Here is a 25,544-nt window from a genome sequence, read left to right as displayed (position 1 = left end):
CCTAGCCGACGCGCTCTTTGCGGCCCAGGATGCCCTGGGGCCTGACGAGCAGAATGATGATCATGAGCACGAGCGGGGCGACGAACTTGAGGTTCTCCGGAATCCACAGTGTCGACAGGTTCATGATGAGGCCGATGACCACGGCTCCGACGAGCGCGCCGTAGGCCGAGCCCAGGCCACCGAGGGTGATCGCCGCGAAGATGAGCAGCAGGATCGATGCGCCGGTGTCCCAGCGGAGCGACTGGTAGTACCCGACGTAGACGCCGGCGAGGGCGGCCAGGGCACCCGAGCCGACCCAGACGACGCGGATGACGCGCTCGACGTTGATGCCGGATGCGGATGCGAGGGCCCGGTTGTCGGACACGGCGCGCATGGCCTTGCCGATCTTGGTCTTCGTGAGCACGAGTGCCACGCCGAGAATGACGACGATGGCGATGATGGCTCCCGCGACGTCGGTGAACTTGAGGCTCACCGAGCCGATCACGAGGAACGGCTTGGTGCTGTTGGGCAGCGTGAGCCGGTCGGGTCCGAAGAGGAGGACGAACACGTAGCGCAGAGCGAGCGAGAGGCCGATGGTGACGATCATCATCGGGATCAGGCCCAGGCCGCGCTTGCGCAGGGGGCGCCAGATGCCGGCATCCTGCGCCCACCCGAACAGGCCGCCCAGCACCATCGCCGCGGGAATCGCGATGACGGCGGGGAGCCCGATGATTCCCGAGAACAGGTAGGCCATCAGGGCGCCGAAGGTGACCAGCTCGCCGTGGGCGAAGTTGTTCAGGCCTGTCGTTCCGTAGATGAGAGAGGCGCCGATCGCCGCGAGGGCGATGAGCAGACCGAAGATGAGGCCCGTGACCAGCTGGGGCCAGAACCGCAGCCAGAAGGTGTCGGCCGTGACCGGTGCCGTCGTGGTCGCCGTTCCGGCCTCGTCGTCTGCTCCGGGCGTCGGCGTGGACGTCGCCGTATCGGTGGGGGCCGCGACGGCTCCCTTCGCGTTGTCGGGCGACAGGAAGAAGATCGCGGGCACCTCTGTATTGCCGGCGAACACCTCGACCTCTGCGGGGTTGGTCGACGGACGCGGGTAGCCGGTCTCGGCCGGGAGCGCGTCTTCGTCGATCGTCACCGTGTAGGTGCCGGGCTCGCTGACGGGGATGATGGCCTTGCCGTCTTCGCCGGTGACCGCCGTCTCCGTGCCGCCATCGCCCTCGACCGTTATGGAAACGTTTGCGACGCCGACTTTGTCGGCATCGGAGCGTACCCAGGCGAGGATCGATTGCTCAGTGGTGGTGGACGTGGAAACGGTCGTCTCAGCAGCTGATGCGCCGAGGGCGGATCCTCCGAGGACGACGGATAGACAGAGAACGACCGACGCGATGAGCATCGCGATCAATCGAGCCGACTGCCCGGGTCTTATGCCAGCGAGCAAGGGTGCACCTCCTGTGGGAAGCACGGGCGAACCCGGACTCCGTTATCTATGGTCGAGCGACGTTGCTAGAACATAGCGCCCCATTGTTGCCTCCATGTTTCGACACGGAAAGAAACGCCTGCGACGCGCAGGTACTTTCTTACACCGGAATAACGTGCGCACCTAACCGTTACTCTTGGGGAGACGAATTTTCTACTAGGCGAGGTGTCATTTGGACCAGGCGGATCCCTTCGGTTTTATCGGACTGACGTACGACGATGTGATGCTCCTGCCGGGTCACACAGACGTGATTCCGAGCGAGGCCGACACCTCATCGAGGCTGACCCGCCGCATCGACGTAGCCACTCCTCTTCTCAGTGCGGCCATGGACACGGTGACCGAGTCCCGCATGGCCGTCGCCATGGCCCGCCAGGGCGGTATCGGCATCCTGCATCGCAATCTCTCGATCGCCGACCAGGCGAGCCAGGTCGACCTGGTCAAGCGCAGCGAATCGGGCATGGTCACCGACCCGGTCACCACGACGGCCGACGCGACCGTCGCCGAGGTCGATGCGCTCTGCGGCCACTTCCGCGTCTCCGGCCTCCCCGTCGTCGACCAGGCCGGGGTGCTGGTGGGCATCATCACCAATCGCGACATGCGCTTCGTCTCGCCGTTCGAGAAGGCCACCACGCTCGTTCGCGACGTGATGACCAAGGCCCCTCTCATCACCGGACGCCAGGGCATCGACCCCGACGACGCGATCGCGATCTTCGCCCAGCACAAGATCGAGAAGCTCCCCATCGTCGACGAGCAGGGCCGTCTCACGGGCCTCATCACGGTGAAGGACTTCGACAAGAGCGAGAAGTACCCCCTCGCCACCAAGGACTCGGCCGGGCGCCTGCGCGTCGGCGCCGCCATCGGATTCTTCGGCGACGCCTGGCAGCGGGCCACGAGCCTGCTCGAGGCCGGGGTCGATGTGATCGTCGTCGACACGGCCAACGGCGACAGCGCAGGCGTGCTCGACATCATCCGCCGGCTGAAGCGCGACAGCGCATTCGCGGGCGTCGACGTGATCGGCGGCAACGTCGCGACCCGCTCGGGCGCGCAGGCTCTGGTGGATGCCGGTGCCGACGCCATCAAGGTCGGTGTCGGTCCCGGATCGATCTGCACGACCCGCGTCGTCGCCGGTGTGGGCGTGCCCCAGGTGACGGCCGTCTACGAGGCGTCGCTCGCGGCCAAGCCGCACGGCATCCCGGTGATCGCCGACGGCGGCCTGCAGTACTCGGGAGACATCGCGAAGGCCCTCGTCGCCGGAGCCGACACCGTGATGCTCGGCTCGCTGCTCGCCGGATGCGACGAGAGCCCGGGCGACCTGGTCTTCGTCAACGGCAAGCAGTACAAGAACTACCGTGGCATGGGCTCCCTCGGAGCCCTGCAGACCCGCGGCGAGAAGACGTCGTACTCGAAGGACCGCTACTTCCAGTCCGACGTGCCGAGCGACGACAAGCTCATCGCCGAAGGCATCGAGGGCCAGGTGCCCTATCGCGGCCCGCTGGCGAGCGTCGCGTACCAGCTGGCCGGCGGTCTTCGCCAGTCGATGTTCTACACGGGAGCGCGCACCATTCCCGAGCTCAAGGAGAAGGGCCGCTTCGTGCGCATCACCGCCGCGGGCCTCAAGGAGTCGCACCCTCACGACGTGCAGATGGTCGTCGAGGCGCCGAACTACCGCCGGTAGGCAGCGCCTCCGGGCGGAACGAGTCACCGGTAGGGTTGTCGGGTGAGTATGGATATCGAAATCGGCCGCAACAAGCGAGGCCGTCGCGTCTACGCATTCGACGACATCGCGGTGGTGCCCTCGAGGCGCACACGTGACCCGCAGGACGTGTCGATCAACTGGACGATCGACGCCTATCACTTCGGCATGCCCGTGCTGGCGGCCCCCATGGACTCCGTGGTCTCGCCGGCCACGGCCATCCGCATGGGACAGCTCGGCGGACTCGGCGTCCTCGACCTCGAGGGCGTCTGGACACGCTACGAGAACCCGGAGCCGATCCTCGAGGAGATCCGCACGATCGATGCCGCCTCTGCGACGGCGCGCATGCGCGAGATCTACGCCGAGCCCATCAAGCCCGAACTCGTCACCGCACGCCTCGCCGAGATCCGCGCCGCGGGCGTCACCGTCGCCGCGGCCCTGTCGCCGCAGCGCACGCAGGAGCTGTACGAGACGGTCGTCGCCGCGGGCGTCGACCTGTTCGTGATCCGAGGCACGACCGTGTCGGCCGAGCACGTCTCGAAGAGCACCGAGCCCCTGAACCTCAAGAAGTTCATCTACGAGCTCGACGTCCCCGTCATCGTCGGAGGCGCCGCGACCTACACGGCCGCACTGCACCTCATGCGCACGGGCGCGGCCGGTGTTCTCGTCGGTTTCGGCGGGGGAGCCGCCTCGACCACCCGGGCGACCCTCGGCATCCACGCACCCATGGCCACGGCTGTCGCCGATGTCGCCGGCGCACGCCGCGACTACATGGACGAGTCGGGCGGGCGCTACGTGCACGTCATCGCCGACGGCGGCCTAGGCACATCCGGCGACATCGTGAAGGCCATCTCGGTCGGCGCAGACGCCGTGATGCTCGGCACCGCGCTTGCTCGGGCGACCGACGCGCCCGGCGGCGGATACCACTGGGGCAGCGAGGCTCACCACACCCAGCTTCCGCGCGGCAACCGCGTGCACGTCGGCCAGGTCGCGCCGCTCGAGGAGATCCTCAACGGCCCGTCGCCCGTCGCAGACGGAACGGCCAACCTCATGGGCGCCCTTCGACGCTCGATGGCGACCACGGGGTACTCCGACCTCAAGGAATTCCAGCGCATCGACGTCGTCGTCGCCCCGTACCTGACCCACTAGTCATCGCCTCCGGCTCGCTGTTTATCAACCCGTCCCGGGTACACTGAGGCCACCGATTCTCTATGACGAGGAGGCCTGAAAATGGTTGAAGCGAACAGTGTGTCCAGGTCTGCGAAGCTGGGCCCCGAAGAGCGTGAAGCCGCGATCGAGGCTCTGAAGACCAAAGAACTCGACATCCTGGTCGTGGGCGGAGGCATCGTCGGCGCAGGCGCAGCACTCGATGCGGCTACCCGAGGGCTCCGCGTCGGAATCGTCGAGGCCCGCGACTGGTCGAGCGGAACGAGTTCGCGCTCGTCGAAGCTGGTGCACGGCGGAGTCCGCTACCTCGAGCAGCTCAACTTCCGGCTCGTCCGCGAGGCCCTGATCGAGCGCGGCCTCCTGCTGCAGCGCATCGCGCCGCACCTCGTCAAGCCCGTGCGGTTCCTCATTCCGCTCAAGCGCCGATTCATCGACCGCTTCTACATCGGCGCCGGCATGGTGCTGTACGACCTCTTCTCCTACACCGGTGGCCGCCCGCCCGGCGTTCCCCACCACCGCCACCTGACCCGAGGCCAGGTGCAGCGCGCGATCCCGAGCATGGCCCACGATGCCCTCATCGGCGGCATCACGTACTACGACGCGCAGGTCGACGATGCGCGCTACGGCGCTTCCGTCGTGCGCACCGCGTCGTTCTACGGAGCCCACGCGGCGAGCCGGGTGCGCGTCGAGGGATTCATCAAGGTCGGGCAGCGGGTCGTCGGCGTTCACGCCCATGACCTGCAGACCGGTGAGAAGTTCGAGATCCGGGCGAAGCAGGTCGTGAACGCCACCGGCGTCTGGACCGACGACACCCAGGCAATGGTCGGTGAACGCGGTCAGTTCAAGGTGCGGGCGTCGAAGGGCATCCACCTCGTCGTGCCGCGCGACCGCTTCCAGTCCTCCATGGGCCTGCTTCTGCGCACCGAGAAGAGCGTGCTCTTCGTCATCCCGTGGGGCCGGCACTGGCTCGTGGGAACCACCGACACCGACTGGCACCTCGACAAGGCGCACCCCGCCGCGACCGCGGCCGACATCGACTACGTGCTCGAGCACGTGAACACGGTGCTGAACGTGCCGCTCACCCGCGACGACGTCGAGGGCGTCTACGCGGGCCTTCGTCCGCTGCTCGCCGGAGAGAGCGACCAGACGTCGAAGCTGTCGCGCGAACATCTCGTCGCGCACTCGGTTCCCGGTCTCGTCGTGATCGCGGGCGGCAAGTGGACCACCTACCGGGTCATGGCCAAAGACGCCATCGACGCGGCGGTCTCCGCCCTCGACGGCAAGATCGCCGACAGCGTCACCGAAGACATCGCCCTGCTCGGCGCCGAGGGCTATCAGGCTGCGTGGAACAAGCGCAGCAAGATCGCCCGAAAGTTCGGCGTGCACACCGTGCGCATCGAGCACCTGCTCAATCGATTCGGAACGCTGACCGACGAACTGCTCGACCTGATCTCGGCGAACCCCGAGCTCGCGGAACCCCTGCCCGGGGCCGACGACTACCTCGCGGCAGAGGTCGTGTACGCCGCCAGCCACGAAGGAGCCCTGCACCTCGAAGACGTGCTGGCCCGCCGCACGCGCATCTCGATCGAAGCGTGGGACAGGGGAGTCTCCGCCGCTCCTGTCGCGGCGCGGCTCATGGCCGGCGTGCTGGGCTGGGACGAGGCCCGGATCGAGCGCGAGGTCGCGAACTACCTGCGTCGAGTCGCGGCGGAGCGTGCGAGCCAGGAGCAGCCCGACGACGAATCGGCCGACCGCATCCGGCTCGAGGCGCCCGACATCGCCGCGCAGGCGTAGCCCCTTTCGGCAGGCTCGGGCGACGCCTCGGCAGGCTCGGGGAACGGACCCCCCGTTCCGTGCGCGGGTAGAATAGAGTCTTACGCCCGCACGATGCAGATACCCGAGGAGTTCAGTCATGGTCGATGTCCGACGGGTCAAGCTTCCCGGGGTGGGGGTGCTGCACACCTTCATCACCGCCGATGGAGGCAAGGTCGGGGTGATCGCCCATCGATCGGGTCACAGCGACCTCATCACGTTCTCCGATGAGGACAACACGTCCGATGCCGCGAAGGTCTCTCTGCGCCTGAGCGAAGACGAGGCCCGCACGCTGGCCGAGCTGCTCGGCGGCACGCAGATCACCGAGTCGCTCACGGCCCTCGACCAGATCCCCGGGCTCAGCATCGACTGGTTCACCGTCGACTACGAGGATCACATCGCCGGCCAGCCGCTGGGAAACACGGCCGAGCGCGACATCGTGGGACTCACCGTCGTGGCCGTCGTGCGGGGCGAGTCGGCGAACCCGGCTCCCGCACCCGACTTCAAGGTGTTCCCGGGAGACACGCTCGTCGTGGCCGGGTCTCCCGAGAAGGTCGCGAAGGCGTTCAACTTCTTCCGTACGGGCGAGATGCGCGCCAAGACCGGCGCCGTCGACGGTTCCGCCGGGCGTTAGGCGATGCACTTCGGGCCCGATCTCCTCATCCTGGGCGCCCTGTTCGTCATCGCATACGTCCTGGGCAGGCTCGGCAAGACCATCGGCCTGCCCGCGATCCCGATCTACATGGCGGTCGGTCTCCTGGCGAGCCCCAACTTCCACTTCTTCCCGCTCGAATTCGTGCACACCGAGTACATCGAGCTCATGGCCGTGTTCGGCCTCGTGCTGCTGCTGTTCAACCTGGGTCTCGAGTTCGATCAGGACGAATTCTTCTCGAACGCCGGAAAGCTGATCATCTCGGGCGGGTCGTACATCGCGCTGAACATGGGCGCCGGCTTCGCCTTCGGCTTCATGCTCGGCTGGGGAACGCGCGAGGCGCTCATCGTGGCCGGCATCACGGCCACCAGTTCGAGTGCCATCGTCACGAAGCTCCTCATCGAGCTCAAACGCCTGGCCAATCCCGAGACGCCCATGATCCTCGGCGTGACCGTCGTCGAAGACATCTTCATCGCCATCTACCTGGCCATCGTGTCGGTCGTGCTCTCGGGCGAGACCGAGATCTGGCCCGTCGTCGGCAAGCTCGCCATCGCGTTCCTCTTCCTCATCGTGATGTTCACGGTGGCCCGCTGGGGCGGGCGTTTCGTGTCGCGGCTGTTCCGCACGAAAGACGACGAGCTCTTCACGATCCTCTTCTTCGGCCTGGCCATCATGTTCGGCGGCATCGGCGAGATCCTCGGCGTGACGGATGCGATCGGCGCGTTCCTGATCGGCCTCGTGCTGGGCGCGACCCGGTACCGCAACCGCATCGAGCACATCGCCATCCCGCTGCGCGACGTGTTCGGAGCCTTCTTCTTCCTCAACTTCGGCCTCGGGCTCGACCCCACGAAGTTCGCGCCGGTGATCCTCCCGGTGCTCGGGGCGGTGCTGATGACGGTCGTCCTGAACGCCGGTGCGGGTCAGTTCGTGGCCTGGCTCAACAAGCTCGGTCCCCGGGCGGGAATCAACGCGAGCGTGATCCTGCAGAACAGGGGCGAGTTCGCCCTCATCCTCGCGACCCTGTCGCTGTCTGCGGGCCTCGACGAACGCATCCAGCCCTTCGCCGGACTCTACGTTCTGATCATGGCGATCATGGGCCCGATCCTCGCCGCGAACTCGGAGAGGATCGCGAACGTCATCCTGCGCCCGAAGGCGGCGGCGCGGGCGGGCGAGGCGCAGAAGCATCGCGATCCGATGCTCGACGAGGAGATCGCGCTCGTCGCCGCGGCGACGGCGGGTCAGGACGTGTCGCTTCCCCGCGCCGACGATGACTCGGAGCCGACGCTCGACACGACTCCGCGTGCCGAGACGGCGCCGCAGGAGCCGGAGGCGGGCGATGTCGATGCCCTGATCGAACAGGCCATGCGCCAGTCCGACGACTTCGGGGTTCGAGAGAGAGACAGCGAATATTGACCCTCTTCAGTGTGATGCGGCGGCCGAGATGGATCGCCGCCCTCGTGCTCGCCCTGGCGATCGCGGCGATCTTCGCGGGCCTCGGGCAGTGGCAGCTCGAGCGAGCCGTCTCCAGCGGACAGGTCGATGACCGACCCACCGAGACGGTGCAGCCGCTGACGTCGGTCGCGTCGCCGCAGCAGCCCGTGCTCGCCGTCGAGGCGGCGCAGCGCGTCACCACCTCGGGAACCTTCGAGCCCGCCGACTACGGCATCCTGGCAGACCGACTGAACGGCGGGCAGTCCGGCTACTGGGTCGTCGGGCACCTGGCCGTCGATGAGCCCGGAGCGCCCGCCCTGGCGGTCGCGATGGGCTGGGCGCCCGACCGCGACACCGCCGTCGCCGTGCGCGACGCCCTCGCGGCCCAGCCCCGCGCATCCGGCCCGAAGGCCGTCGACGGGCGCTACGTCGACCCCGACGCGCCCAACGTCGACGATGCGGAGAAGAGCGAGGGCGGGCGATACGACCTCACCACCATGAGTCCCGCCGCGTTCGTGAACATCTGGACTGCGCTGCCCGAATCGACCGACGTCTACGGCGGCTACGTGATCTCCAGCACGGCCCCACACGGCCTCGACGTGATCGACGCACCCGAGCCCGACCGCTCCGTCGAACTCAACTGGCTCAACATCTTCTACGCGGCCGAATGGGTGATCTTCGCGGGCTTCGCCGTCTTCCTCTGGTACCGGCTTGCACGCGACGCTTGGGAGCGCGAGAAGGAGGAGCTCGAGGAGAGCGAGGCCGACGAGCGCGCCCGGAGCCTGGCCGAGCACGGAATACACTAGACGCATGGCCCTCGAACCCAAACCCCGCGATTTTCCGCGCATTCGAAGCGCGGTCAAGCTCTACCGGGTCTCCTCGATCATCACCGGTGTGATGCTGCTGCTGCTCTGCCTCGAGGTGGTGCTCAAGTACGTTCCCGCTTTCGGTGTCGAGCTCGAACTCGGCGGACCGCAGGGCTTCCTGGCGCTCGTGCCCGAGGGCACCGTCACGGCGGTCAACCTGTCCACCGGCATCCTCATCGCCCACGGCTGGTTCTACGTGCTCTACCTGTTCGCCGACTTCCAGCTCTGGAGCCGCATGCGCTGGCCGTTCTGGAAGTTCGTGCTCATCGCCCTCGGCGGTATCGTGCCGCTGCTCTCCTTCTTCCTCGAGGTGCGCATCGCCCGCGAAGTGAAGTCCTATCTGGCCGGCCGTGAGGCCGAGCTGTCCGCATCCGCCCCCGTGGAGGTCACCCATTAGCACGCCCAGCCCCGACAGCCAGTCCCGGCCCGTCCTCGTCGTCGACTTCGGCGCCCAATACGCGCAGCTCATCGCCAGACGAGTGCGCGAGGCGAGCGTCTACTCCGAGATCGTCCCCTCGTCGATCACCGCCGAGGAGGTCGCTGCCAAGTCGCCCGTGGGCATCGTGCTCTCCGGTGGGCCGGCGAGCGTGTACGAGCCGGGGTCTCCCGAGCTCGACCCCGCGATCTTCGATCTCGGCGTTCCCGTTTTCGGAATCTGCTACGGATTTCAGGTCATGGCGCGCGCCCTGGGCGGCGAGGTCGCCAACACGGGGCTTCGCGAGTACGGATCGACCGACATGGCCGTCGCCGGCGAGGGCGGTTCGCTGCTCGTCGGCCAGCCCGATTCTCAGACCGTGTGGATGAGTCACGGCGACTCCGTCTCGAAGGCGCCCGAGGGCTTCGAGGTTCTGGCCAGCACGTCGTCGACGCCGGTCGCGGCGTTCGGATCGAAAGAGCGGCGCATGTACGGGGTGCAGTGGCACCCCGAGGTCAAGCACTCCGAGTTCGGGCAGCGCGTGATCGAGAACTTCCTGCACGACACGGCAGGCATTCCCGCCGACTGGACCAGCAGCAACGTCATCACCGATCAGGTCGCCCTGATCCGCGAGCAGGTCGGAGACGGCAAGGTCATCTGCGGACTGTCGGGGGGAGTCGACTCCGCCGTGGCCGCCGCCATCGTGCACGAGGCGGTCGGAGACCAGCTCACCTGCGTGTTCGTCGACCATGGCCTCCTGCGCCAGGGAGAGCGCGAGCAGGTCGAGGTCGACTACGTCGCATCCACCGGTGTGCGCCTCGTCACCATCGATGCCCGCGAGCAGTTCATGGATGCGCTGGCCGGGGTCACCGACCCCGAGCAGAAGCGCAAGATCATCGGCCGCGAGTTCATCCGCAGCTTCGAGGCCGCCGCAGAGGCCCTCGTGCTGGAGGCTGCCGCCACCGATGGCGAGCCCGTCAAGTTCCTGGTGCAGGGCACCCTCTACCCCGACGTCGTCGAGTCGGGCGGTGGAACGGGCACGGCCAACATCAAGAGTCACCACAACGTCGGCGGCCTCCCCGAAGACCTGCAGTTCGAACTCGTCGAGCCGCTGCGCGCCCTGTTCAAAGACGAGGTGCGCGCCATCGGCCGCGAGCTCGGGCTTCCCGAGGCCATCGTGGGTCGCCAGCCCTTCCCCGGCCCCGGCCTGGGCATCCGCATCGTCGGAGAGGTCACCTGGGAGCGGCTCGAACTTCTTCGCCAGGCCGACGCCATCGTGCGCGCCGAGCTCACCGCGGCGGGCCTCGACGATGAGATCTGGCAGTGCCCCGTCGTTCTGCTGGCCGATGTCCGCTCCGTCGGAGTGCAGGGCGACGGCCGCACCTACGGACACCCGATCGTGCTGCGTCCCGTCTCGAGCGAGGACGCGATGACGGCCGACTGGACCCGGTTGCCCTACGACCTGCTGGCCCGCATCTCGAACCGCATCACCAACGAGGTGGCCGGCGTGAACCGCGTCGTGCTCGACGTCACGAGCAAGCCGCCGGGAACTATCGAGTGGGAGTAGTTCCCCGCTGAGCCTCTCGCGGCGCGGTCCGTGGCGTCCGCCACGGACGGCGCAGCGTGAGGCGAGCGAAGAGCCACTCCAGGGGGCCCTGCGAGAATCGGGCGCTCCACGCGATCGCGAAGACGAGCGAGCCGAGGGCCAGGCAGGCGAACAAGGTCCACTCGAACGCGTCGTCGTACGGCTCCGGATGCGCCGCCGAGACCAGGGCGATCACGAGAACCTGGGCGGTGTAGATGGTCAACGGCATCGACCCGGCCGCGACGAGCGGCCGCACCAGCATGCGGCCCCATCGGCTCGTGATCGCGCCGACGGCGACCACGAGGAGGCCGATCATGGCGATGGCGAGCCCGCCGGAAGAGATCGCCTCCATGGTCGTGTCTGTGTGCGCCCTCACCGGCTCGCCGATGGCCGCAGAGACGCCGTAGCCGAGAGCCGCCGCCGCAATGCCGCCGACGATCATGATGCGCTGCACAGTCGGTCGTGTCACTCCGAACCGGGCGATCGCGAGGCCGGCCAGCACGTAGGCGAGCCAGACGGGCGCGGGGTAGTACGCGTCGAGCCACGAGAGCGGAACGGACAGAGGGTTGTCGGGGGCGACGGGCAGGGGCCCGGTCGCGGATGTCGCGGCAGTGAGTGCACCGACCACGCTCGGGCCCACGAGGGCGCAGATCAACGCGAGTAGCGCCAGCACCCAGCGGTTCGTGAAGAGCAGTGGAATGCAGACGAGGAACAGGAAGCCGTAGGAGTCGAGAATGATGGCGATGTTCGTGCCGAGCAGCCAGAGGGAGAGCCCGAGGGCGATGAGCAGCAGGGCCCTGATGGCGATCGACAGCCGGATGCGTGTGCGCGGTGAGCCGGGCGCACGGACCCTCGACGCGGGATGGTCACCTCCGGACATCAGTCCGAGCGAGACGCCCGCCAGGGTGGCGAAGAGGATGGAGCTGCGGCCGTCGTAGAACGCGTCGCCGTCGCCGGGCAGCGTGTGCGCTGCGAGCATGCCCAGAATGGCGAGCCCGCGAGCCGCATCCAGGCCCGGGATGCGCGCATCGCGCCGGGCGGGGACAACGACGGCGGGGCCGCCCCGAAGGACGGCCCCGCCGATGTCGTCGTTGAACACGCTAGTTGCGGAAGATCGCGATGAGGCGGAGCAGTTCGACGTAGAGCCACACGAGCGTGACGGTGAGGCCGAACGCGGCCGACCATCCGTACTTGCGCGGGGCGCCGGTCTTGACGCCGCGCTGCACGAAATCGAAGTCGAGCACCAGCGAGTATGCGGCCATGATGACGGCGAGCACGCCGATGATGATGCCGAAGATGCCGGAGCGCAGGCCGAACATGTTGTCGGCGGGGAAGACCCCGGCGATCATGAGCACGAAGTTGAGCAGCGAGAAGACCGCGTAGCCGACCATGGCGATCAGGAAGATCTTGGTGGCCCGCTTGGATGCGCGGATCTTGCCGTTGGCGAAGAGCGCCAGGGTGGTACCGAAGACGGCGAGCGTGGCGAGCACGGCCTGTACGACGATGCCCTCATAGCGCTGCTCGAAGAATGCCGAGATACCTCCGACGAAGAGTCCTTCTGCCGCGGCGTAGGCGATGATCAGCACCGGCGACGGCTCGCGCTTGAAGGAGTTGACGAGGCCGAGCACGAGGCCGACGAGGGCGCCGACAATGAACAGGCCGGGCACGATCCAGCCGACGACGGCGCCGGCCAGGAGCACGGCGAACAGCAACGCGGTCTTGACGATCGCGTCGTCGTAGGTCATGCGCGAGGTGTCGGCTGGGGTCGCCGAGGGACGCTCGTACAGGTCTTGCAGCTGTGTGCTCGACATCGTGGGCGCAGCGTCAGCGGCGCCCTTTCCGTTGAAGACAGGGTTGCGTGTGAACGCGGGGTTCGCCGACGGCATGAGTTCCTCTTGTACGTAGGTGGACGGAGTTCAAATCTACCGGATACGTATCCGTCGGGGCCCATCGGTTGGGCGATTTCGCAGGCTTTCGCGCAGGGCGGAGCCCAGGGAGGCTACCGTGGTGGCGTGACCCCAGCCCGCCGCCCCCTCGTGATCGGACATCGAGGCGCTCCCGGATATCGGCCCGAGCACACGCGGTCGTCGTACGAACTGGCCATCGCCCTGGGTGCCGACGCGGTGGAGCCCGACATCGTGGCATCCCGCGACGGAGTGCTCGTGCTGCGGCACGAGAACGAGATCAGCGGCACCACCGATGTCGCGTCGCGCTCGGAATTCGCCGCCCTGCGCACGACGAAGACGATCGACGGCGCGGCCCTGACCGGCTGGTTCACCGAGGACTTCACCTGGGCAGAGCTGTCGACGCTGCGCGCGCGGGAGCGACTGCCCTCGATCCGCACCTCCAGCTCGTCGTTCGACGGACAGTCTCCGATCATGCGTCTGTCGGAGCTGCTGGAGCTGCTCGACACGGCCGGTGAGGAGACGGGACGCTCGCTCGGCCTCGTGGCGGAGATCAAGCACGCCGCGTACTTCGAATCCATCGGGCTGCCTCTCGACGAACTGGTGGCCGATGAGCTGACGCGCAGCGGGTGGAACACGGGAGACGGGCGGCTCACGGTGGAGTCGTTCGAGAAGACGGTGCTCGACCTGCTGCGGGGTCGAGGCATCCGCTCGAAGAACGTCTTCCTCCTCGAGGCTGCGGGCTCGCCGCCCGATCTGGTCGCCCGGTTCGGTTCGGATGCCGACAGCTACGCGTCGTTCCTCACGCGTGACGGCATGCGGATGCTGCGCCGTGACGTGGAGGGGATCAGCGTCGACAAGAAGATGATCCAGCCCCGACCCGATGCCGACTCGACCCGGGTGTCCTCGGCGCTGGTCGACGCGGCGCACGAGGCGGGGCTCGAGATCTACTGCTGGACCCTGCGGCCCGAGAACCGGTTCCTCTCGGCTGAGTTCAGGAGGGGAGGCGGCCCTGCGGCCTTCGGTGACTGGGAGAGCGAGTTCGCGCTCATTCTGGCGACGGGGGTCGACGGGGTGTTCGCCGACCAGGCGGATCTCGCGGTCGCCGCGCGCGAGGCGGTGTTCCCCGCGCGGGGAACTGTCGGAGGTTCGGCTTAAACTGGAGCGGACATGACAAGCCTCTTCGACCTTCCCTCGAGCGATCCGGGCGCGCAGAGCCTGAAGCCCGTCATCCTCGACGGGCAGGGGTCGGGCGACGCCAGCAACGACCTTCTCGACGGGCTGAATCCCGAGCAGCGCGAGGCCGTCGAATACCGCGGGCCGGCGCTGCTCATCGTCGCCGGCGCCGGTTCGGGCAAGACCCGTGTGCTCACCCATCGCGTCGCCAGCCTGATCGAGAGCCGCGAGGCATGGCCGAGCCAGATCCTGGCCATCACGTTCACGAACAAGGCCGCGGCCGAGATGCGCGAACGAGTCGAGGCCCTGCTGGGCCAGGCGTCGCAGGGCATGTGGATCTCGACCTTCCACTCCGCGTGCGTGCGAATCCTGCGCCGCGAGGCAGAGAACTTCGGCTTCACCAAGAGCTTCACGATCTACGACTCGGCCGACAGCCGCGTTCTCATCAAACGCATCATCAAAGAGCTGCAGGCCGATACCTTCGGCTTCACGGTCGGCTCGGTGTCGGCCAAGATCTCGAAGCTCAAGAACGAACTGGCCGACGTCGAGAGCTACGCCCGCACGGCGAACTTCGCAGATCCCCAAGAGGCGCTCTTCGTCGAGATCTTCCGGCAGTACACCCGCAGCCTGCAGGCTGCCAACGCGTTCGACTTCGACGACCTGATCAGCCAGACGGTGTTCCTGTTCCGCGCCTTTCCCCAGGTGGCTGAGCAGTACCGGCGGCGGTTCCGTCACATCCTGGTCGACGAGTATCAAGACACGAACCACGCGCAGTACTCGCTCATCCACGAGCTCACCCTGTCGCCGGGCTCCGTCGACCCCGGCCAGCCGCCCGTGCCGGGTGCGTCACTCACGGTGGTCGGCGACTCCGACCAATCGATCTACGCGTTCCGCGGGGCCGACATCCGCAACATCGTCGAGTTCGAGCGCGACTACCCCGGCGCCAAGGTCGTGCTGCTCGAGCAGAACTACCGCTCGACCCAGAACATCCTGTCGGCGGCCAACGCGGTGATCTCGAACAACTTCGATCGCAAAGACAAGAAACTCTGGACCGCCATCGGCGACGGCGACAGGATCCTCGGCTACACGGGCTACTCCGGCCACGACGAGGCCCAGTTCATCGCCGACGAGATCGCCAAGCTCCACGACGCCGGAACCGCGTACAAAGACATCGCGGTCTTCTACCGCACCAACGCCCAGACTCGAGCGCTCGAAGAGATCTTCATCAGGTCGGCTCTGCCCTACCGCGTTCTCGGGGGCACGAAGTTCTACGAGCGCGCCGAGATCAAAGACGTCATGGCCTACCTGATCTCGGTCGCCAACCCGCAAGACGCGCTCGCACTGCGGCGCATCCTGAACAGCCCGAAGCGCGGCATCGGCCCCGCGACCGAGACCCAGCTCGCCAGCTTCGCCGAGGCGAACGAGATCACCTATCGAGAGGCGATGCGCCAGGCGGCCTCGCTCGGCCTGGGGCCCAAGGTCACGACGGCGATCCTGCAGTTGGCCGCCCTCCTCGACGAGGCGTCGGCGCTGATCGATCCCGATCGGGAGCAGGGCCCGGCGCCCGTGTTCGACGTGCTGGCACTCCTGCTCGAGAAGAGCGGGTATCTCACGGCGCTGCGCGCCAAACGCGATCCGCAAGACGAGGCCCGCGCCGAGAACGTCGAGGAGCTCCTGGCGGTGACCAAGGAGTTCGGCAAGAACAATCCCGACGGCGGGCTCGTCGACTTCCTCACCGAGGTCTCGCTGGTGGCCGCCGTCGACGACCTCGACGACTCCAGCGGCACGGTCTCGCTGATGACGCTGCACACGGCGAAGGGCCTCGAATTCGAGGCCGTCTTCCTCACCGGAATCGAGGAGGACCTGCTGCCGCACCGCATGTCGGCCAATGAACCCGGCGGCCCGGCCGAAGAGCGTCGCCTGTTCTATGTGGGCATCACGCGTGCGCGCAAGCGTCTCTACCTGTCGCTCGCCATGACCCGCGCGCAGTACGGCGAGACCGCGGTGGCCATGCCCAGCCGCTACCTGCAGGAGATCCCCGCCGAGCTCATCGAGTGGGTGCAGTCGCCCGGAATGGCCACATCGAGGGGCGGAACGCAGCCCCGTGCGCTCAACGCCAACCGGTCGTCGCGCCAGGGCTGGGGCTCGTCCGACTCGAGCGGTTCCAGCGATTTCCCGGCTCTGCCTCCGCGCCCGAAGGCGGAATGGGCCAACACGATCACGAACAAGGTGCGCGACAACGGCGACCTCGAACTCGTCGCCGGCGATCGCATCCGGCACAGCGACTTCGGCGAAGGCCGCGTGAACCAGGTCACGGGCGAGGGCACGAAGCGGGTGGCTCACGTGATGTTCGAGAAGGCGGGCGCCAAGAAGCTGCTCATCAAGATCGCCCCGATCGAGAAGATCTAGCCGGGCACACCCCGGAGAGCGCGATCGCGTGCGACGTGGCGCAACGCTCGCGGCAGTCGGGGATACACGAGGCGGGTGATCGTCATCAGGCCGGTGAAGATGCGGCGACGCGTCGGTGTCCACGGCAGGTCGAAGGCCTCGCGAACACGTGGCGGGAGAAGGCCTGCGGTGACCAGGCGTGCTGCGGGCATGGCCGCCTTCAGCCAGATGGGCCCCACGGCCGGGTGGAGCAGCGCCTGAGCGACCCCGCGGGTGGCGGCATCGGTGCTCAGCGTGTCGAGCTGGTGCGACCAGTACTCGCGGAACGCCGCGCGGTCGGCGGGCCAGAGCTCCCGCGGCACCTGGAGCGCGGTGCCGAGCACGGCGTAGTCCTGGTAGATCTGTTCGGCGGATCGGTCGTCGAGCGGACCGTGGATGCGTTCGTACATGTCGATCGCGGAGTCGTACAGCGTGGCGGCGACCCAGAGCTGGAGCTGCGGGTCGAAGGCCGAATAGGAGGGGTGGGCATCGGCCGGTGCCGAGCGCACGGGTGCATGCGCACGGGAGACGGATCGGACGACCGCCCGCACCTGCGTCGGGCTGCCGTAGACGATCGTGTAGACGTACTGCAGAGTGCGAGCCAGACGGTCGAGGGGTCGCGACGCGAAGTCGCTGTGCTCGGCGACCCCTCGACCGACGCCCGGGTTCGCCAGTTGGAGCAGGATGGCTCGGCCGCCGGCCGCGATGAGCACCGACTCCGCTGCGATGTCGCCGATGCGCAGCGGGGTCGGGCCCTCGAGGTCTTCGGTGCCGGCCATGGGGTTCCTCTCGCTCGTCGGGTGCGGCGCGGGATGTGCGAGGAGCCCCGCCGGCTCAGTTCGTCGACGGCATCGTGTGCTTCAGGGTGAGCCGACGTCGCCACAGTACCCCGACTCCGAGCAGCGTTCCGAGAACCAGAGCGGAGCCCGAGACCAGCAGGAGACCGGGTGTCGTGGTGCTGCCCGTGTCGGCGAGGGCCTGTACGGCGACCGGCGCGGGGGGAGTGCTCGGCTCTGCCGGGGCCGGAGGCGCCACGACGACGGTGATCTCGCTGGCGGTACCGAAGGGCGACTGCCAGGGCAGGATGCGCGCGCCGCCCTGTTCCGCAGGCGTTCGGGAGCCGTCGATGCGCTCGACCCAGACGTAGTATCCGGGGCCGGGGAGCGTGCACTCGGGTGTTCGATAGGTGCCCGGGCCGGTGTCGACGCGCACCTCGACCGTGCACACGACGGGCGCATCGGCCGGTGCCTGCTCCGCGGGCTGGATGGGGTCGGCGAAGGGACCGAGGAGCGAGCTCTCGACGACGACCGGCACGGGAAGCATGCCGTTGACGTCGACGGCGGGTATGGAGCCGGCGGCAGGGGGAGTCGACGGTCGGTAGAGGCCCCAGCCCGAGAGCATGTCATCGTCGGTCGCCGGAGTCAGCGCGGACACCACCAGTTCGTCGCTGATCGCATCGCCCGCGCCGGCGACGTTCGCGCTCGTCTTCGTGGCGACGACGGGCTGGAATCTCTTCGTCGACGGGACCGTCGCGGTGGTCGTGGCGGTGCCCGAGGCCGAGCCCTGCCCGGCGATGAGAACCTGCTGCACGTCGTCGCCGGCCATTCCTGCGGTGAAGGACGACCCGTAGGGGAGGTGCTCGTAGCTGACGGTGGCCACGACCTCGGAGCTCGGCGCCTGACCGGTCGTCGTGATGGACTGGGTGTCACCGTTCGACACCGAGCGCTCGGACGAGCCGTCGTCGAAGACGGCACCGGACAGCCTCATGGTTCCGGTGTGGCTGCCCGGGCTCAGCACGGTCGGCCCCGTCGACAGGAAGTCGACCGTGAGACTGCTCGAGACGGTCAGGCGACCCTCGTCGTCGGCCTCGGTCAGGGCGACCGAGGAGGACACGCCTCTGGAGGCTCCGAGCGGGCCGTCGGCCGTCGCGAGAAGCTGACGGCTTCGCGCGAGCACGTCCTGGGCCGCGGCGCCGGCCCGCTGGGCATAGTGCTCGGGCGTGTGACCGTTCAGCCCGGCGATGGTCCAGGTGGCGAGCTGCCCGGCGGCGGCTTCGGAGGCGTCGGCCGACGACGCAGAGGTGCGAGAGAGGTAGGCGAGGCGGGCGAGGTCGTCGGGCGCGAACCTGCCGAGCTGTGCCGCGTCGACGAAGGCGTAGTCGTGGCCGGTCGGGGCCTTCTTGCCTGCCTCGAGGCAGAACACGAGTGCACCGTCGTCGAGGCGGTAGGAGCCGATCCAGGCGACGCCGTCGTCGGCGAGATGGCCGACCCCGTGGCCGGTGGAGACGGCGGCGGTGGCCGGAGGTGCACCGGCCAGGAGGAGACCGAGGGTCGCGGTGACCGTGGTGAGTGCGGTGAGAAGGGCGGGTGTGCGCCGATGGTGTTGTGTCATGCCCATCACCTTCGCGGGCCGTCGAACGGGAGAGGACCGGGGGCGCCGACGTCGTGGACTTCCTCGCACGACCGAAGGCTGTGGAGGAGCGGTGGCTCGGCCGCCCGCATGTGCGTGTCTTCTCCGGGCGGTAAGGTTTCAGATGGCGAAAGTCTGCGGCGGAGCAGCCAAATCTGTCGGTCGCAGCTCGCAGGAGTACTCAGAAGCCGAGCACCAACCCCCGTGCCGGCTGAGACCTAAGCGGATTGGATGAGCGTGGATCTGTTCGAATACCAGGCACGAGACCTGTTTGAAAGCTACGGGGTTCCGGTTCTTCCGGGTATCGTCGCGGACACCCCCGATGAGGTGCGTGCCGCGGCCGAGAAGCTCGGTGGCGTGACCGTCGTCAAGGCGCAGGTCAAGGTCGGCGGCCGTGGAAAGGCCGGCGGCGTCAAGGTCGCGAAGGACCCGCAGGCGGCGTTCGAGGCGGCGGAGGCGATTCTCGGCCTCGACATCAAGGGCCACGTGGTGAAGCGCGTCATGGTCGCGGGCGGTGCCCGCATCGCCGAGGAGTTCTACTTCTCCGTGCTCCTCGACCGGGCGAATCGCTCGTACCTGTCGCTGACGAGCTACGAGGGCGGCATGGAGATCGAGCAGCTCGCCGTCGAGCGCCCGGAGGCGCTCGCGCGCATCGAGGTCGATCCCATCGCCGGCATCGACCTGGAGACGGCCAAATCGATCGCCGTGGCGGCGAAGTTCCCCGCGGAGCTCGTCGACAAGGTCGCCCCGGTCTTCGTGAAGCTCTGGGAGGTCTACAAGGGTGAGGACGCGACGCTCGTCGAGGTCAACCCGCTCGTTCTCACCGAGGAGGGCGACATCATCGCCCTCGACGGCAAGGTGACGCTCGACGAGAACGCCGGATTCCGGCACCCGAACCACGAGGCGCTCGAAGACAAGGATGCGGCCGACCCGCTCGAGGCCAAGGCCAAGGCGGCCGACCTCAACTACGTGAAGCTCGACGGGGAGGTCGGGGTCATCGGCAACGGCGCCGGCCTCGTGATGTCGACCCTCGACGTCGTCTCCTACGCGGGTGAGAAGTACAACGGGGTGAAGCCGGCCAACTTCCTCGACATCGGCGGCGGAGCGTCGGCAGCGGTCATGGCCGCGGGCCTCGACGTGATCCTCGGCGACGAGCAGGTCAAGAGCGTCTTCGTCAACGTCTTCGGCGGAATCACCGCGTGCGACGCCGTGGCCAACGGAATCCTCGGCGCCCTCGAGGTGCTCGGCGACTCCGCGACCAAGCCGCTCGTGGTTCGACTCGACGGCAACAAGGTCGAGGAGGGTCGTGCCATTCTGGCCGCCGCCAACCACCCGCTGGTCACCCTGGCGACCACCATGGACGAGGGCGCCGACAAGGCCGCCGAGCTCGCCTCCCTCTGACGATTTCCTCGCGACGAAGTAAGGACCACAACAAGAATGTCGATTTTCCTCAACAAGGACTCCAAGGTCATCGTGCAGGGCATCACCGGAGGTGAGGGCACCAAGCACACCGCCCTCATGCTGGCCGCCGGCACGAAGATCGTGGGCGGCGTGAACGCGCGCAAGGCGGGAACGACCGTCACCCACGGCAAGCTCGAACTGCCCGTCTTCGGCACGGTGGCCGAGGCCATCTCCACCACGGGCGCCGACGTGTCGATCGCCTTCGTGCCCCCGGCCTTCGCGAAAGACGCCATCATCGAGGCGATCGACGCGGAGATCCCGCTGCTGGTCGTCATCACCGAGGGCATCCCCGTCGGCGACGCGGCGGAGGCCTGGGCGTACGCCAAGCAGAAGGGCAACAAGACCCGCATCATCGGGCCGAACTGCCCCGGCATCATCACGCCCGGCGAGTCCCTCGTCGGCATCACGCCGGCGAACATCACGGGCAAGGGCCCGATCGGCCTCGTCTCCAAGTCGGGAACGCTGACCTACCAGATGATGTTCGAGCTGCGCGACCTGGGCTTCTCGACCGCCATCGGAATCGGCGGCGACCCCATCATCGGCACCACGCACATCGACGCGCTCGCGGCATTCGAGGCAGACCCCGAGACGAAGGCGATCGTGATGATCGGCGAGATCGGCGGAGACGCCGAGGAGCGGGCGGCCGACTACATCAAGGCCCACGTCACGAAGCCCGTCGTCGGCTACGTGGCCGGGTTCACGGCTCCCGAAGGCAAGACGATGGGCCATGCGGGCGCCATCGTCTCCGGCAGCGCCGGCACGGCCCAGGCGAAGAAGGAGGCCCTCGAGGCTGCCGGCGTTCGCGTCGGCAAGACCCCGAGCGAGACCGCGGCCCTGCTGCGCGAGGTCTACGCGGCGCTCTGACACCTGCACGACCTGCGGCGGGCATCCTCTTCTCTATGATGAGGATGCCCGCCGTTCGTCTGTGCGACGACAGGCGACGGGCTCACGTCAGAAGGGGGTTTCGATGTCCGAGTCTCTGGGGGCCGACCCCGTCGAGCAGCCGGTGGAGTCGCCGAGCCGGTGGCAACGCATCCGCCACGCTCTGGTGACGCCCGAGCTGATCTACGGAACGATCATCAGCTCTGCGGTCATCGCCGTCGCCGAGGACGACGACACCGATCTCGACGTGTTCGTGGTGACCTTCGTGACGATGCTCGTGTTCTGGGCCGCCCACGTGTTCGCCGTGGCGGTGGCGAACCACGGCAAGCGCGACGGCCGCGTGATCGGAATCGGCGAGGCGTTCCGCGGAGGCGTGCACCATTCGGTTGGCCTGCTCTACGCCTCGATCATCCCGCTCCTGTTCCTCGTCCTTGGCTCGATCGGGGTGCTCGACGAGGACACCGCGTATCTCGTCGCGCTCGTCGTCGGCATGGTCGTGCTGGGAATCCTGGGGTGGCTGGCGTTCGCCGACAGGGGGAGCCCGTGGCCCGTGAGGCTGCTCGGCGGAATCGGAACGGCTCTTTTCGGATTGGTGATCGTGGCCTTCAAGGCCTTGCTCCACTAGACCGGCGGGGTGACAGGTCGGGCCTCCCGTCAGGGGGTACGCTCGGCACGGCATGAATCGACCATTTACCGCATTCCTCGCGTTCCTCGACGCGCTCCTCGTCGGGGCCCTCGGCCTCGGAATCCTCCTGGTACCGCTCACGATCCTCTGGCTGACCCAGTTCGAGCTCGCCGTCGACTACGGCGCGTTCTGGCGGGTCGCCGCCAACGTCTGGCTCCTCGGCAACGGGGTGGACCTGCTCGTCACGATCGATCCGACCCTCGCGCTGCAGCTCGCCCTCGAGGGCGCCGGTGTGCCGTTCGAGATCGGATTCGCGCCCCTGGGGGTGGCGGTCCTGACGGTGCTTCTCGGCTGGAGGTCGGGTCGACGGCTCGCCGATTCCGAGCATCGCGTGCTGGGAGCGGCCGTGGGCATTCTGACCGTCGCCGTGATCGGATGGCTGGTCGCCCTCGGGGCCGGCTCCGACAGTGCCCGGCCGTCGGTTCTCCAGGCCCTGGTCTTTCCCGCCGCCATCTACGCCATCGGCATGGCGACGAGCCTCTTCTCGCGCTCCGATGTCGAGGTCGGAGATGATCCCGCGGACCAGGCCGTCGACATCCTGGCCCGAAGCCTTCGCGCGATCGTCGCCGGCGTGCCGGTGCCGGTCAGAACAGTGGTGGCGCTGGCGGCGCGCGGGGGAGCCCTCGTGGTGGCGGGCGTGGTGGCCGTCGCGGCCGTGGTCGTTTTCGTGCTCGTGCTGGGGCATTACGGCGAGATCATCTCGTTGTACGAATCGCTCCAGTCGGGTCTCGTCGGCGGCATCGCCCTGACCGTCGGGCAGCTCTCTCTGATCCCCAACCTCGTCGTGTGGGCCGCGTCGTGGCTCGTCGGGCCGGGCTTCGCTCTCGGCTCGGGGAGCCTCGTCTCGCCTCTGGGAACGCAGGTCGGCCTGCTTCCCGCCCTGCCGATTCTCGGTTCGCTGCCCCAGGGGGCGCCCGCGCTCGGGTACGCGGTGGTGGTGGTTCCCGTGGTGATCGGCTTCGTCGTGGGCGTTCTGCTGAAGCCGAGGCTGACCGCGGATGGCGCTGCCGCCTCTCCTCTGATCCTCGTGCTGTCGGGCCTGGGAGTCGGCGTCGTCGGCGCGAGCATCCTCGCCCTTCTCGCCCTCTGGTCGGGCGGCGCCGCGGGTCCGGGTCGCCTCATCGACATCGGGCCGGATCCCGCGGCCGTCTGGCTCTGGTCGGCCGTCGAGCTCGGCCCGAGCGCGGTGCTCGGCCTCACCGTGGGCCTCACGCGACGCCTCTTCTCGCGCACCCCGGATCTGGCGGGCGTCGACGACGAGGCCGGCTCGGCCCCGGGCGCGGGCTCGATGCCCGATGCCAATAAACTGTGACGGTGCTGTCGCTCGTCGTACTCATCTCAGGCGGAGGATCCAACCTCCGCGCCCTCCTCGACGCGCAATCCGATGCCGAGTTCCCGGCCCGGATCGTGGCCGTCGGGGCAGACAACGACGCGGCCGGCCTCGCCCATGCCGAGGAGTTCGGAGTCCCCACGTTCACGGTGCCGCCGACGTCGTTCGAGTCGCGGGCGGCCTGGGGCGACGAGCTGCTCGAGCAGATCCAGGTCTGGAACCCCGACCTCGTCGTCTGCGCCGGATTCATGCGCATCCTGCCTCCGCGGGTCGTCGCGGCCCTGTCTCCCCAGCTGATCAACACGCATCCTGCGCTTCTTCCCGCGTTCCCCGGTGCCCATGCCGTGCGCGATGCTCTGGCCGCCGGGGCCTCGCAGACAGGCGTCACCGTGCACATCGTCGACGAGGGCGTCGACACCGGTCCTGTGATCGTGCAGGAGGCCGTGGCCATCGAGCCCGGCGACACAGAATCCGAACTTCACGAACGAATCAAGACGGTCGAACGGCGCCTGCTCACCCAGGCCGTGCTCGACATCGCGAACAGCAGAGTCAACCTCAGGGAGCTAGCCACAGCATGAGCGGTCCAATCCACGATCCGAACCTCTACACCCACCGCGATGTCGTGCGCATCGAACGGGCACTGATCTCGGTGAGCGACAAGACCGGGCTCCTCGAGCTCGCTGCGGCTCTCTCCGACGCGGGAGTCGAGATCGTGTCGACCGGTTCGACGGCCCAGACCATCGCCGACGCGGGTTATGCCGTCACCGAGGTGAGCCAGGTCACGGGCTTCCCCGAGTCGCTCGACGGCCGTGTCAAGACGCTGCACCCCGCCGTGCACGCGGGCATCCTCGCCGATCTCCGGCTCGAGTCGCACAGGGCGCAGCTCGACGAGCTCGGCATCCGGCCCTTCCAGCTGGTCGTGGTCAACCTCTACCCGTTCCGCGAGACGGTCGCCTCGGGCGCCGAGGCCTCCGCCGTGATCGAGCAGATCGATATCGGCGGCCCCGCCCTGGTGCGCGCCTCGGCCAAGAACCACGCCAACGTCGCCATCGCCGTGTCGCCTTCCAGCTATGCCGAGATCATCGCGTCGCTGCCCGAGGGCACCTCGCTCGCCGCACGCCGGGCCCTCGCAGCGTCGGCGTTCGCCCACACGGCCGCCTACGACACGGCCGTCGCCGCATGGTTCGCCGACACGGCGACGGATGGCGAGGCCGCCGAGACGGCGGGCTTCGGCGACGCCCTCACGATCGAGGGCACGCTGTCGGCGACTCTCCGCTACGGCGAGAACTCGCACCAGCCGGCGGCGCTCTACGTGCGCGAGAACGGCCGCGGCATCGCCCAGGCCGAACAGCTGCACGGCAAGGAGATGTCGTACAACAACTACGTCGACGCCGATGCCGCCGTGCGCGCCGCGTTCGACTTCGACGAGCCCGCCGTGGCCATCATCAAGCACGCCAATCCGTGCGGCATCGCCGTCGCTCAGTCGTCCGACGCCGATGCCATCGCGGGCGCGCACGCCAGGGCCCACGCCTGCGACCCCGTCTCCGCCTTCGGCGGTGTGATCGCCTCCAACAGAACGGTCACGCGTGCGATGGCCGAGGGCGTCGCCGAGGTCTTCACCGAGGTGCTCGTGGCCCCGGACTTCGAGCCGGAGGCCCTCGAGATTCTGCAGATCAAGAAGAACCTGCGACTGCTCAAGCTGCCCGCCGGGTTCCAGCGCGACGAGACCGAGGTCCGACAGGTGAGTGGCGGATTCCTCGCTCAGAAGCCGGATGGTTTCGTCGGCTTCAGCTCGGTGAAGTGGCAGCGGGTCGCCGGCAAGCACGTCGACGACGCCACCCTGGCAGACCTCGAGTTCGCGTGGAAGGCGTGCAGGGCGGTCAAGTCCAACGCCATCCTGCTCGCCTCGGGCGGAGCCTCCGTCGGCGTCGGCATGGGCCAGGTCAACCGGGTCGACTCGTGCCACCTCGCCGTCACCCGTGCGGGAGATCGGGCCGCCGGGTCGGTCGCCGCCTCCGACGCCTTCTTCCCGTTCGCAGACGGGCTCCAGGTTCTGATCGACGCCGGCGTGACCGCCGTCGTGCAGCCGGGTGGTTCTGTGCGCGACGCCGAGGTGATCGAGGCCGCGCAGGCGGCGGGCGTCACCATGTACTTCACAGGCGAACGTCACTTCTTCCACTAGGAGTA

General features: G+C 68.1%; 21 protein-coding genes. 16 read left to right on the top strand and 5 right to left on the bottom strand.

All coding sequences use genetic code 11. The features are described from left to right. Window position 1: 1 nt before the first annotated feature. Complete coding sequence (locus QCD70_RS13165; RefSeq protein WP_301216964.1) at window positions 2-1,378, bottom strand: branched-chain amino acid ABC transporter permease; 1,377 nt, start codon at window positions 1,376-1,378, stop codon at window positions 2-4. 256 nt (window positions 1,379-1,634) lie between these two features. Between QCD70_RS13165 and guaB the strand changes: the two genes are divergently transcribed. From guaB to guaA, 8 genes are all read left to right on the top strand, one after another. Further along, a complete protein-coding gene (guaB, locus tag QCD70_RS13160) occupies window positions 1,635-3,137 on the top strand; it encodes an IMP dehydrogenase (protein ID WP_301216962.1) in 1,503 nt (500 codons plus the stop codon). A gap of 48 nt (window positions 3,138-3,185) precedes the next feature. Then, window positions 3,186-4,304, top strand: a complete 1,119-nt coding sequence (locus tag QCD70_RS13155; protein ID WP_301216960.1) for a GuaB3 family IMP dehydrogenase-related protein — start codon at window positions 3,186-3,188, stop codon at window positions 4,302-4,304. 81 nt (window positions 4,305-4,385) lie between these two features. Continuing rightward, window positions 4,386-6,116 carry a glycerol-3-phosphate dehydrogenase/oxidase gene (locus QCD70_RS13150; RefSeq protein ID WP_301216958.1) on the top strand — a complete coding sequence of 577 codons (1,731 nt, stop codon included), beginning with the start codon at window positions 4,386-4,388 and terminating at the stop codon, window positions 6,114-6,116. Between the two features lie 118 nt (window positions 6,117-6,234). Continuing rightward, window positions 6,235-6,768 (top strand): cation:proton antiporter regulatory subunit, encoded by a 534-nt coding sequence (locus QCD70_RS13145; RefSeq protein WP_055927237.1) that lies wholly within the window; start codon window positions 6,235-6,237, stop codon window positions 6,766-6,768. A 3-nt stretch (window positions 6,769-6,771) separates the two neighbouring features. Next, a complete protein-coding gene (locus QCD70_RS13140) occupies window positions 6,772-8,199 on the top strand; it encodes a cation:proton antiporter (RefSeq protein WP_301216952.1) in 1,428 nt (475 codons plus the stop codon). Next, window positions 8,196-9,023 carry an SURF1 family cytochrome oxidase biogenesis protein gene (locus tag QCD70_RS13135; RefSeq protein ID WP_301216950.1) on the top strand — a complete coding sequence of 276 codons (828 nt, stop codon included), beginning with the start codon at window positions 8,196-8,198 and terminating at the stop codon, window positions 9,021-9,023. Before QCD70_RS13140 ends, QCD70_RS13135 begins: the two co-directional genes overlap by 4 nt. A 4-nt stretch (window positions 9,024-9,027) precedes the next feature. After that, window positions 9,028-9,480, top strand: coding sequence for a DUF3817 domain-containing protein (locus QCD70_RS13130; protein ID WP_055927243.1), 453 nt, complete (start codon window positions 9,028-9,030; stop codon window positions 9,478-9,480). Next, window positions 9,476-11,065: a glutamine-hydrolyzing GMP synthase gene (gene guaA, locus QCD70_RS13125; RefSeq protein ID WP_055946197.1), complete on the top strand. Its 1,590-nt coding sequence runs from the start codon at window positions 9,476-9,478 to the stop codon at window positions 11,063-11,065. Before QCD70_RS13130 ends, guaA begins: the two co-directional genes overlap by 5 nt. On the opposite strand, the gene QCD70_RS13120 is transcribed toward guaA, so the two are convergent. Together QCD70_RS13120 and QCD70_RS13115 are read right to left on the bottom strand one after the other, a co-directional pair. Then, window positions 11,049-12,182, bottom strand: coding sequence for a DUF418 domain-containing protein (locus QCD70_RS13120; RefSeq protein ID WP_301216947.1), 1,134 nt, complete (start codon window positions 12,180-12,182; stop codon window positions 11,049-11,051). The genes guaA and QCD70_RS13120 overlap by 17 nt on opposite strands. Before the next feature lies 1 nt (window position 12,183). Further along, window positions 12,184-12,969, bottom strand: a complete 786-nt coding sequence (locus QCD70_RS13115; protein ID WP_301216944.1) for a Bax inhibitor-1/YccA family protein — start codon at window positions 12,967-12,969, stop codon at window positions 12,184-12,186. Between the two features lie 126 nt (window positions 12,970-13,095). Here QCD70_RS13115 and QCD70_RS13110 point away from each other — a divergent pair, with 126 nt between their 5' ends. Both QCD70_RS13110 and QCD70_RS13105 read left to right on the top strand, forming a co-directional pair. Then, window positions 13,096-14,145, top strand: coding sequence for a glycerophosphodiester phosphodiesterase family protein (locus QCD70_RS13110; RefSeq protein ID WP_301216942.1), 1,050 nt, complete (start codon window positions 13,096-13,098; stop codon window positions 14,143-14,145). Between the two features lie 12 nt (window positions 14,146-14,157). Continuing rightward, window positions 14,158-16,572: an ATP-dependent helicase gene (locus tag QCD70_RS13105; protein ID WP_301216940.1), complete on the top strand. Its 2,415-nt coding sequence runs from the start codon at window positions 14,158-14,160 to the stop codon at window positions 16,570-16,572. Here the strand turns inward: QCD70_RS13105 and QCD70_RS13100 are convergent. Together QCD70_RS13100 and QCD70_RS13095 are read right to left on the bottom strand one after the other, a co-directional pair. Continuing rightward, on the bottom strand, window positions 16,569-17,369 hold the full coding sequence (locus QCD70_RS13100; RefSeq protein ID WP_301216938.1) for an oxygenase MpaB family protein: 801 nt from the start codon (window positions 17,367-17,369) through the stop codon (window positions 16,569-16,571). The two genes, QCD70_RS13105 and QCD70_RS13100, sit on opposite strands and share 4 nt — an antisense overlap. A 55-nt stretch (window positions 17,370-17,424) precedes the next feature. After that, on the bottom strand, window positions 17,425-18,981 hold the full coding sequence (locus QCD70_RS13095) for a hypothetical protein (protein WP_301216936.1): 1,557 nt from the start codon (window positions 18,979-18,981) through the stop codon (window positions 17,425-17,427). A gap of 255 nt (window positions 18,982-19,236) precedes the next feature. On the opposite strand from QCD70_RS13095, the gene sucC reads away from it, so the two are divergent. The 6 genes from sucC to purH all read left to right on the top strand — a co-directional run bounded on the left by sucC (window position 19,237) and on the right by purH (window position 25,539). Then, a complete protein-coding gene (gene sucC / locus QCD70_RS13090; RefSeq protein WP_301216935.1) occupies window positions 19,237-20,400 on the top strand; it encodes an ADP-forming succinate--CoA ligase subunit beta in 1,164 nt (387 codons plus the stop codon). A 36-nt stretch (window positions 20,401-20,436) separates the two neighbouring features. Next, complete coding sequence (gene sucD, locus QCD70_RS13085) at window positions 20,437-21,324, top strand: succinate--CoA ligase subunit alpha (RefSeq protein WP_301216933.1); 888 nt, start codon at window positions 20,437-20,439, stop codon at window positions 21,322-21,324. Window positions 21,325-21,427: 103 nt separating this feature from the next. Beyond that, window positions 21,428-21,967, top strand: a complete 540-nt coding sequence (locus QCD70_RS13080; protein WP_301216931.1) for a hypothetical protein — start codon at window positions 21,428-21,430, stop codon at window positions 21,965-21,967. A gap of 52 nt (window positions 21,968-22,019) precedes the next feature. Further along, on the top strand, window positions 22,020-23,339 hold the full coding sequence (locus QCD70_RS13075; protein WP_301216929.1) for a cell division protein PerM: 1,320 nt from the start codon (window positions 22,020-22,022) through the stop codon (window positions 23,337-23,339). A gap of 2 nt (window positions 23,340-23,341) precedes the next feature. Further along, entirely contained in the window at window positions 23,342-23,935 is a 594-nt protein-coding gene (gene purN, locus QCD70_RS13070) for a phosphoribosylglycinamide formyltransferase (RefSeq protein WP_301216927.1), read from the top strand. Next, entirely contained in the window at window positions 23,932-25,539 is a 1,608-nt protein-coding gene (gene purH, locus QCD70_RS13065; protein WP_301216925.1) for a bifunctional phosphoribosylaminoimidazolecarboxamide formyltransferase/IMP cyclohydrolase, read from the top strand. Before purN ends, purH begins: the two co-directional genes overlap by 4 nt. Window positions 25,540-25,544 lie beyond the last annotated feature (5 nt).

This window comes from Agreia sp. PsM10, from assembly GCF_030433855.1.
Classification (GTDB): Bacteria; Actinomycetota; Actinomycetes; order Actinomycetales; family Microbacteriaceae; genus Agreia.
Note: the sequence above shows the minus strand (reverse complement) of the source record. Positions and strands in the feature narration are given on the sequence as shown.

Bases quoted from the DNA above. Each gene is read 5' to 3' on its own strand.
- QCD70_RS13155 (WP_301216960.1), top strand. From the start codon at position 3,186: ATGGATATCGAAATCGGCCGCAACAAGCGAGGCCGTCGCGTCTACGCA.
- QCD70_RS13075 (WP_301216929.1), top strand. From the start codon at position 22,020: ATGAATCGACCATTTACCGCATTCCTCGCGTTCCTCGACGCGCTCCTC.
- QCD70_RS13115 (WP_301216944.1), bottom strand. From the start codon at position 12,969: ATGCCGTCGGCGAACCCCGCGTTCACACGCAACCCTGTCTTCAACGGA.
- QCD70_RS13100 (WP_301216938.1), bottom strand. From the start codon at position 17,369: ATGGCCGGCACCGAAGACCTCGAGGGCCCGACCCCGCTGCGCATCGGC.
- QCD70_RS13080 (WP_301216931.1), top strand. From the start codon at position 21,428: ATGTCCGAGTCTCTGGGGGCCGACCCCGTCGAGCAGCCGGTGGAGTCG.
- purH (WP_301216925.1), top strand. From the start codon at position 23,932: ATGAGCGGTCCAATCCACGATCCGAACCTCTACACCCACCGCGATGTC.
- QCD70_RS13095 (WP_301216936.1), bottom strand. From the start codon at position 18,981: ATGACACAACACCATCGGCGCACACCCGCCCTTCTCACCGCACTCACC.
- QCD70_RS13165 (WP_301216964.1), bottom strand. From the start codon at position 1,378: ATGCTCATCGCGTCGGTCGTTCTCTGTCTATCCGTCGTCCTCGGAGGA.
- QCD70_RS13150 (WP_301216958.1), top strand. From the start codon at position 4,386: ATGGTTGAAGCGAACAGTGTGTCCAGGTCTGCGAAGCTGGGCCCCGAA.
- sucD (WP_301216933.1), top strand. From the start codon at position 20,437: ATGTCGATTTTCCTCAACAAGGACTCCAAGGTCATCGTGCAGGGCATC.
- QCD70_RS13130 (WP_055927243.1), top strand. From the start codon at position 9,028: ATGGCCCTCGAACCCAAACCCCGCGATTTTCCGCGCATTCGAAGCGCG.
- QCD70_RS13145 (WP_055927237.1), top strand. From the start codon at position 6,235: ATGGTCGATGTCCGACGGGTCAAGCTTCCCGGGGTGGGGGTGCTGCAC.
- QCD70_RS13140 (WP_301216952.1), top strand. From the start codon at position 6,772: ATGCACTTCGGGCCCGATCTCCTCATCCTGGGCGCCCTGTTCGTCATC.
- QCD70_RS13105 (WP_301216940.1), top strand. From the start codon at position 14,158: ATGACAAGCCTCTTCGACCTTCCCTCGAGCGATCCGGGCGCGCAGAGC.